The following is a 7602-nucleotide window of genomic DNA, read 5'->3' as shown; positions in this document are numbered from 1 at the left end:
CATGAGGGTGCCCCTCATGGTCAAGTGACTTTCGCGGCATAAACGTTCCGGACTCAGTGATCAACCCTTCTCTAGTTATTCTCCCTTGTATTCCTATTACAAAATCTCTCATATCTACATTAATATATTGTATAATGTACTTGATTCTATGTGGTATCACATAGAATCAAGTACATATTCTCCCCTCCGGGGAGCCCGGTTTATCGCCTTAACGGCTTTAAACCGGGAAGATCAAGAGCATCTGACGAATCATCTTACCGTCCTTCGTCCTGTAAGATTCAAGCAGGGCAAAATACGCCTGCCTTGGCATGATAAAAGCTGACGCTTTTCCATGCCTGCGGTCAGACGCATTCATTTTTGCTTCTCGCTGCGCTTGAACCAAAAACAAGCTCGGCAAGCCGAGTGAATGGTCTTCAGGCGTATTTTGCCCTGCGGGATTTCAGATTCCTGGATGCTTCGCACCAGGAATCTGTCCTTTTCTCATTCAGCTTCCGCTTCTTAGAAAAGGACAAAAAGGGTTTGCCGTTGGCAAACCCTTTTTGTTTTAACAGATCCGTATACGAAGCATACACGATCTATCCAAAAAACATACTTCTATCCATTTGCTTACGCACTTGGATAGAAAAGCTAAAACTTCATGGATACAGAGCCTCTCTGAGGTTTTTAAACTAAGTTCTTTCTCCCTACTTTTGAGGTAGAGGTTGGCCGGGGTGTGGGGAGCCCCCACATATTGCGTATCTAAAAATAAATAAAGAATCTGTTATAAAGCGTTAGATCAAGCGTTTTGGCTCGTATAATGGATAGCTCAAGCCGATATAAATAAATCCCACTTTTGAGTATATCGGCTTGGCGATGAAAGCAAACGAGCCAAAAAAAGTTCCGCAAGGATGCTAGAAAAAAGAAAAGTCTTCGACTTTAGCCGAGGATTAACGAGGCGACTTTTTTCTAGCAAAGGTGGAGATTTTTAAGCGTAGTTTGCTTAAAAATACTACCTGTTCCTTGCGGAACTTTTAGCCTTATATAGAGAGTGAGATAGAACACACCTATAAAAGTATAAAAAAACCAGTAATATCAATACTTCAAAGCATTTTTGGCTGTTCTTAATTTTAAGAACTTTAGTTCTTGATTTTAAGAACTCCAAAATTACACGTATTTAATAAAAAAAGATACTAAAAATATTAGTATCTTCAAAATAATTTTATAGGTAACTTTTTTAATTCCTTTGGTACTCTACTAAACATTGCCCTTAAAGTTTGATTAACATCATCTTTATCTCCTGCAAACATAATGTTAGGATTAACAAAATATGCATTTGCTCTCGCGTTATTACCATCAACACCTACCTCAGAAACTGCTAAAATCCCTTTATCAACTAAAGATTTAATAATTGGATTCACATTATTTTTAGTTCTTTTTAAAACTCTAGCAATATCAGTCTGTGTTAAAGGTACAGGGCTTTTCTTATGTATACTATCAACAATACAATTACTCAAAAAACCAACTTTACTACTTATCTTCCAAAGAAATACAATTTCTTTATTATCTAGATAAGAATTTTCTTCTATATACCATATATTATCTTGAATTAATTGCGCAAATCTTACCTTACTCTTAATTTTACGTTCTGGGACTAACTTCATACCTCTTGCATTTGCTTTTGCTTGAAGATCATTAGCCATTTCCATTTCTTCTTCCGTTAAAATCTTCGAATTATCAATATCTCTTAACCTTGCATTTTTCTCAACTTCTGAAAAATCCACTATTTTTTTCATAATTAACTCTCCACTTCTAGTTTTTACAACTAGCGAAGAGACTTTTATTTTGGTATTATGTATATAGAATATTTTCTAAGAGTCTGATACTCTAATAATCTGTTATAAAATACAAAAAAGCCCCTTCACTATAATTTTGTCTAGTCAACTCAATTATAGCATGAATGGCTTTTTTTGTTGTATCTTGTCTAACTTTTTATATTTACAAAAACAAATAGATGGTTAGAAGGATGGTGATCTGAACAATGCAACAAAAAACTGGTTATCAGCTGAAGAAGTAGCCAAGAAAATAAAAGTATCAGCTATGACTATAAAACAAAACTGTCAAACCTACGGTAACTTTCTCGCCAAGCGGACAGAGAAAAAACAATGGAAAAATTCAAAGGTTGGATCAATAAAATAAATTTTTATAGGAAACTGATGTTCAAAAAATAATAAGAGAAGAACAGTTTCAAAACAAAAGAAATCACTTTAGGGTCGTCTATTTAGTAAATAAATTAAAATTTAATAATGGAAAAAAGGCTTATTCTTTATCTAAAAATAGATAAAGAATAAGCCTTTTTAAGATGAAGGACATTGTCTTAATGGATAAAATTCTGCCCATATAACATCTGGAGATTCTTTAATTTGTTCACAATATATTTGACTACGAACATTTTGACAATGACGATTTCCATCTCTAGTTATATATATACAAGCACCAGGTATCTGATCTATTGAATATTTATAATATGAGCATTCTCCCCAACATTTCACAACAGCTCTCCAAATACGTCTTGCTAAAGATAATCCTATACAACCAGCTAAACACCAAAAATCAAGTCCGCAACGACCTAAACACGCTATAATTTCCGTTATTGCTTGCGGATCCAAACCGGTTTCTTTTTGTAAACATTCTTTTAAACAATCATCTCTTTCGGGTATATAAGAATAATTAGTTATTGGATTAAATTCATAAGGTTGCATTATAAAAAACCATCTCCTAGTTTTTTATAAATAATATTCAAAAAGTAGATATCAGGGAATTTGTCTTTATTAATATGGGCCAATTATCAATTTATTTTGGCAGAGTTTGGCATGTCGTTAAACTGTTTGTTCTTCCATCTATAACAGTACTCTTTTCCCATATATATAAATACAGGAGGTTTATATATGTATGGGAGCTATAAAACGAAATTGTCATAGAGATAAGCTTAATCTTCAACAAGAAAATTTGTGAAATTTAGGGTAACTACACTTGTATCCCACACTTGAGAAAAATTCATAACTTCAGGTTTACGTAAATCATGAGTCAGAGTTGTTGATTTACCCCTTCGAATTAAAAAGTCTTGAGTTGAATTGGAATCTTTTACTTCTTTTGTTCCGTTTATTTCTACATCGTAAAATTTTGTATAAACATTTACTACAATATCACCGGTTTCTTTTATTACTTTTGCCTGGATATCTAGTTCTGTAAAACAATCATCACCACATTTAACTGCCATGGTTAAAATTGTCTTATATTGGTCATTCGGATCTAGTTGGATACTTCTATTAATGGTTCGATCACATCTTTCGGGGAACCATGGAAATTCAGGGAAATTCTCGAAAGATACACTTCCTTTTATTTCTAAATTTCTTTTCTTTAATTTCATAAATAATTACTCCTTTTTAAGCTTGTTAATTCGAGTGATTAGTATCACTCATGCTTCACTTTAAATCCAACAGATGGATCATATGTTATAAATTAAACAGTGCTTCGAACATTTCGCCATCAAAGCACTCAAATATAGATTAAACTATTTCGCTAAAATAATACGTTTGATTTAGAGAACGATTAATTCCACATTAACTATTTTAAGGTTGTTAAAAATTACCGCGGCTCTGATTTTCAATTCAATCTCACTGTTTAATAAAAATCCTTATATAAGAATAATATAAAGAAAATAAAGAAATTTAATAATAAAAGTTTATAAAATATAGGGTATTAATGGGGAATTATGTATAGAAACAAATATTCAAGGACAATATAAAATGCAAACATGATGGGGGTGAAAAGATGAAGGATCAGGGTCTTATTCATGACTTACAAGGTAAGTCTCAAAAAGAGGCATTTCAGATTTTGCAGCAAAAAGGTGTACTCAATCCAGAGTTAACTCTCTGTGAGGCCGTAGATATGGGGCTATCAGTTAGAGATGTTCCAGAAAATCATAGTTTTTGCTTACTAATGTGCTGGTAACACCATTTGCACTACCAAAAAGGTAGACTTTTAAGAAAGCGAAAAAGATCAATCTCCTGCTCGATCCGGGATTGGTCTTTTTCTCATGTAAAAATGTAGAAACATGTGACAATATCCGTTGTCGATGGCAATACACCACTGCTATTACTATCACAGGGAACATACCTAAAAAGCGTGAAGTGATGACCGTAGCCTTTAGGAAGTAGTCCTTATACAGTCATACTCTGCTAACCTAATTGCCCATCCAATATCTTTTCCAGGAGAGATGAGAAATTGGACGAGAATCGGAAGTTTACATTTTATAGGAAAAATATGTATAAAGATAAATACTCAAGGGAAATATAAGAATGCAAACATGGTCTATCTTATTACTAAATCATCAAGAAAGTGGGAGTTCCATGCAAAATAGGGATTTGTTTGAGTACAATAAGTTAAACAAACTTGCAGAAGATAGTCTTCAATGGATTAATAGACATATTGATTTTTTTTGCCCAATTCAGAACCAACAACTTACACAACAAGGGATCAAACTGTTAACTGAATTGTCTTTGGTTTACTCGTACATAAAAAAATGCAATATTACAAATCTACAAAATAATATAGATTTAATTTTTTCATTTATTTGTATTCAATTTGAAAATCCCCTTTATGCTCAGATGCCTCGTAAAAATCCAATCGATTCTTACCCTTGTTTGGTAAGTTATCTCATGCTGCGTGCTACAGAATATCAAAATCCTTATTATGAAGAAACATTAGAGTTTTTAAAGTGTAATGGTTATTTGTATGCTTGTGAAGAGTATCCTTTTCGAATTTTAGAACGTGATCTTGTTTTTTGGAGATCGAAATATTTGACCCAGGAACCAGATTGGTATTCTGTGTATCAGTCAAGCATTTTAGCTAAGGAAGTAAATCCAATTTATCTAAATGATGTGCATGTATACTATATAACTCATATATTGTTTCATTTAACTAATTTTGGAAACCGACCACTTCTCTTACCTAATAAGGAAATACGTCGTATAGTCAAATTACTTGAATCGTTACTTTTGCATTATGTACGAATCGGCAATTGGGATCTTGTTGGAGAATTGCTGATTAACCTTATTTCTTTGGATCAGACTGATTCTATTATTTATTTGGAATGTTCTAAGATATTTCAAAATGTTTGGAAAGAAGATGGTTCTGTTCCAAAGAACAAGAAGATTGCACAACTTAGTCATGCATACAATAATCAGGAACTGTTCAATCACCATTATCATTCAACAATTGTTGGAATTATGTACTGTATTACGGCTCTTACGCGTGTAGGAGGTGAAAAGAGTGTACATCGCGAAAATTTTGTCAGCGATTAATCGAGCAAAAGGCTGGTTGGATCAAGTTACGCCAGTATCCGAAAAAGAAATATCTCTATATGCTCTATCAATGATTTTGAGCAATCAAATCAAAGACGTAGAACATAATATTAATTATATTATCCATCAAAAAGTAGAACTGCCGCCTCCCTATAAGATGATTCTCATGAGTCTACCAGAATTTCGTACTTTTATTCACACCATTAACTTTTGTAATCCGGAAACTCTTTATGTAGAACCATCGATTATTCGGGATTGGTCACGTATCCTAGAGGGCTTAACGCTGTCTTATGCACGTGATCGTGACGTTTTAACCGTTGCTGGTATCTTACGATGTGCCATCCGCCTAAAAATCGAAGACCAATGGTTAGATATTGGACAAAATTTTCTTCTTGATCAGCAACAACCAGATGGTTCCTTTGGTTTTTTTAAACAAGAATTAGTAGACACAGAGATACGATTGCGATACATGTCAGAAACTCTTTGGGCTTTAGTCGAGATTTATCGAAATAAGTTAGCAAGAGAGTAGACTTACAAAAAGGGCGTTTATTATAGGACAGAAATATCAACGAAAACTGTAAATTTTTCGAGTATACGACTGAATCAATCCATATATCAATGCTGTTTTTTTCTATTCGATAGGATGGCTTTTGTTGCTTAGTACTAGGACCACTCTACCAAATTCATATCTTGAATTTGTTCTTTACTACGGATGGGTTGGACATCAATGAGATGTATTTTTTTATTCATGGGTTTATGACCTCTCTAATTATAGTATTTTGAATGTATACTTATATTGTGCAAATCGAGGATATCAGGAGAATTGGTGAGAAGTCAATGTTTGAGGGGAAATGAATGTAAACTAATATTCAAAAGTTTACATTCGCTAAAGACATAAAAATATAAAGCATTAAAGGCTGAATGAATAGATCAAAAATAAGGAGAAATAAAAAAGCCATTTATAAATGGCTTTTAAAATACAAAGTTTTTTGAATATAAACCTTATATAATCCCACTTATCCGTAGCCCGAAAAAAGCTCATCCCTTATCTATTTTTATATAATGAGTGAGCTTTTTTTCTATTATTAAATTTTAATTTATTTGCCAAATAGACGACTCCAAAGTGATTTCTTCTGTTCTGAAGCTGCTATTAGGCGCTTACTATCTTGTATTTCTCTCAATACTTGCATTAATTGAATATCTCTTTGTTCTTCTCTTATTATTCTCTTGTCATCCATTTCCTGTAAGGATTTACTTTGTTGATCTAATCTTTGAATTAACTCTAAATTAAGTTGTTCTAATCGTCCTATACGTTCCGTTAATACTTTTATATGTTCTGTATCTGCTACACCATCTGTAACAACAGTTGCTATCTCATTTTCTTCAACACTTACCATTGCTAGATTTATAGCCTGTTCTAGTGTTACGTTTTTCTTGTTCATAGCCGTTACTAACCGTTCTATAGTTGCTACATCTTTATGATAAAAAATTCTAGAATTATTATTGCCGCGCTCGAAAGGATACCCAGCTTCCTCAAGGGCAAGGCAATATTTACGTAAAGTACTTGAGCCAATCCCTAAGTTCTTCGCTACCTCAGATCCCCAATAAGTTTGAGCCATATTTTGTCCTCCCTTTGTTCTAAGCTGTTCTTCAGTTGCTATATAGTGTTTTCCTTATTTAAAAAGGTAACACCTTCCTTTTAAAATTGAAAGAAAAGTTTTTATTTTTCAGTGTAGAACGCTATAACTAAACTGTTTTTATACAAGATTTTATGCAAAAAAGAAGAGCGGGGATCCCTAGTATCCCCGCTATATCAACGATGTATAAAATCATGTATAAGGTATATATAGACAGAAAGAAAAGAAACCTTATAAACACAAGGATTCTATGAAAAGATTTGCTACCGATAATAGGACGTTATGTTAACCAACCATGAATAAGTATTCATCATAAAAAACAGTTCGTTTCCTTTACTAGATCTTTGCTTTTCATTTCCCATAACTCCATTGGTTTTTACCCTTTTCTGGGGTCCCGTCCTACACTTTTTATTCCACGGTTCACTTGACCATGAGCCTCTACACCCTCAAACTCCCAAAGATAACCCCAGCGGGCAAAAACCGCCCTTCTGGGGCCACCTCTGGTGAGTTTGCATGAGGGTGCCCCTCATGGTCAAGTGACTTTCGCGGCATAAACGTTCCGGACTCAGTGATCAACCCTTCTCTAGTTATTCTCCCTTGTATTCCTATTACAAAATCTCTCA

7 protein-coding genes and 1 pseudogene are annotated in these 7602 nt (G+C 33.6%); 3 read left to right on the top strand and 5 right to left on the bottom strand.

Annotation, left to right across the window (positions count from 1 at the left end; genetic code table 11):
• Positions 1-1187 precede the first annotated feature (1187 nt).
• From ACTFRH_RS30720 to ACTFRH_RS30710, 3 genes are all read right to left on the bottom strand, one after another.
• On the bottom strand, positions 1188-1772 hold the full coding sequence (locus tag ACTFRH_RS30720; RefSeq protein ID WP_061885403.1) for a MarR family transcriptional regulator: 585 nt from the start codon (positions 1770-1772) through the stop codon (positions 1188-1190).
• A 561-nt stretch (positions 1773-2333) separates the two neighbouring features.
• Entirely contained in the window at positions 2334-2738 is a 405-nt protein-coding gene (locus tag ACTFRH_RS30715; RefSeq protein WP_061885402.1) for a hypothetical protein, read from the bottom strand.
• A gap of 227 nt (positions 2739-2965) precedes the next feature.
• Positions 2966-3406 carry a hypothetical protein gene (locus ACTFRH_RS30710; protein WP_061885401.1) on the bottom strand — a complete coding sequence of 147 codons (441 nt, stop codon included), beginning with the start codon at positions 3404-3406 and terminating at the stop codon, positions 2966-2968.
• 404 nt (positions 3407-3810) lie between these two features.
• On the opposite strand from ACTFRH_RS30710, the gene ACTFRH_RS30705 reads away from it, so the two are divergent.
• The 3 genes from ACTFRH_RS30705 (at position 3811) to ACTFRH_RS30695 (ending at position 5871) form a co-directional block, all read left to right on the top strand.
• Positions 3811-3990: a hypothetical protein gene (locus ACTFRH_RS30705; RefSeq protein WP_061885400.1), complete on the top strand. Its 180-nt coding sequence runs from the start codon at positions 3811-3813 to the stop codon at positions 3988-3990.
• A gap of 347 nt (positions 3991-4337) precedes the next feature.
• Positions 4338-5342: a DUF6895 family protein gene (locus ACTFRH_RS30700; protein WP_142386039.1), complete on the top strand. Its 1005-nt coding sequence runs from the start codon at positions 4338-4340 to the stop codon at positions 5340-5342.
• Positions 5311-5871: a hypothetical protein gene (locus tag ACTFRH_RS30695; RefSeq protein WP_061885398.1), complete on the top strand. Its 561-nt coding sequence runs from the start codon at positions 5311-5313 to the stop codon at positions 5869-5871. Before ACTFRH_RS30700 ends, ACTFRH_RS30695 begins: the two co-directional genes overlap by 32 nt.
• A 155-nt stretch (positions 5872-6026) precedes the next feature.
• Here ACTFRH_RS30695 and ACTFRH_RS30690 read toward each other — a convergent pair.
• Both ACTFRH_RS30690 and ACTFRH_RS30685 read right to left on the bottom strand, forming a co-directional pair.
• Positions 6027-6092 (bottom strand): annotated as a pseudogene (locus ACTFRH_RS30690) (tyrosine-type recombinase/integrase); the annotation flags it as partial.
• Positions 6093-6439: 347 nt separating this feature from the next.
• Positions 6440-6961, bottom strand: coding sequence for a DUF3967 domain-containing protein (locus tag ACTFRH_RS30685; RefSeq protein ID WP_061885397.1), 522 nt, complete (start codon positions 6959-6961; stop codon positions 6440-6442).
• Positions 6962-7602 lie beyond the last annotated feature (641 nt).

Origin of the sequence: Bacillus cereus group sp. MYBK216-1 (assembly GCF_051916495.1) — a bacterium.
In the GTDB taxonomy this organism is placed as follows: domain Bacteria; phylum Bacillota; class Bacilli; order Bacillales; family Bacillaceae_G; genus Bacillus_A; species Bacillus_A thuringiensis_K.
This window is presented reverse-complemented; position numbering and strand designations above follow the sequence as displayed.

Excerpts from the sequence above, each read along its gene's own strand:
- ACTFRH_RS30720 (WP_061885403.1), bottom strand. The coding sequence starts at position 1,772 with ATGAAAAAAATAGTGGATTTTTCAGAAGTTGAGAAAAATGCAAGGTTA.
- ACTFRH_RS30715 (WP_061885402.1), bottom strand. The coding sequence starts at position 2,738 with ATGCAACCTTATGAATTTAATCCAATAACTAATTATTCTTATATACCC.
- ACTFRH_RS30710 (WP_061885401.1), bottom strand. The coding sequence starts at position 3,406 with ATGAAATTAAAGAAAAGAAATTTAGAAATAAAAGGAAGTGTATCTTTC.
- ACTFRH_RS30705 (WP_061885400.1), top strand. The coding sequence starts at position 3,811 with ATGAAGGATCAGGGTCTTATTCATGACTTACAAGGTAAGTCTCAAAAA.
- ACTFRH_RS30700 (WP_142386039.1), top strand. The coding sequence starts at position 4,338 with ATGCAAACATGGTCTATCTTATTACTAAATCATCAAGAAAGTGGGAGT.
- ACTFRH_RS30685 (WP_061885397.1), bottom strand. The coding sequence starts at position 6,961 with ATGGCTCAAACTTATTGGGGATCTGAGGTAGCGAAGAACTTAGGGATT.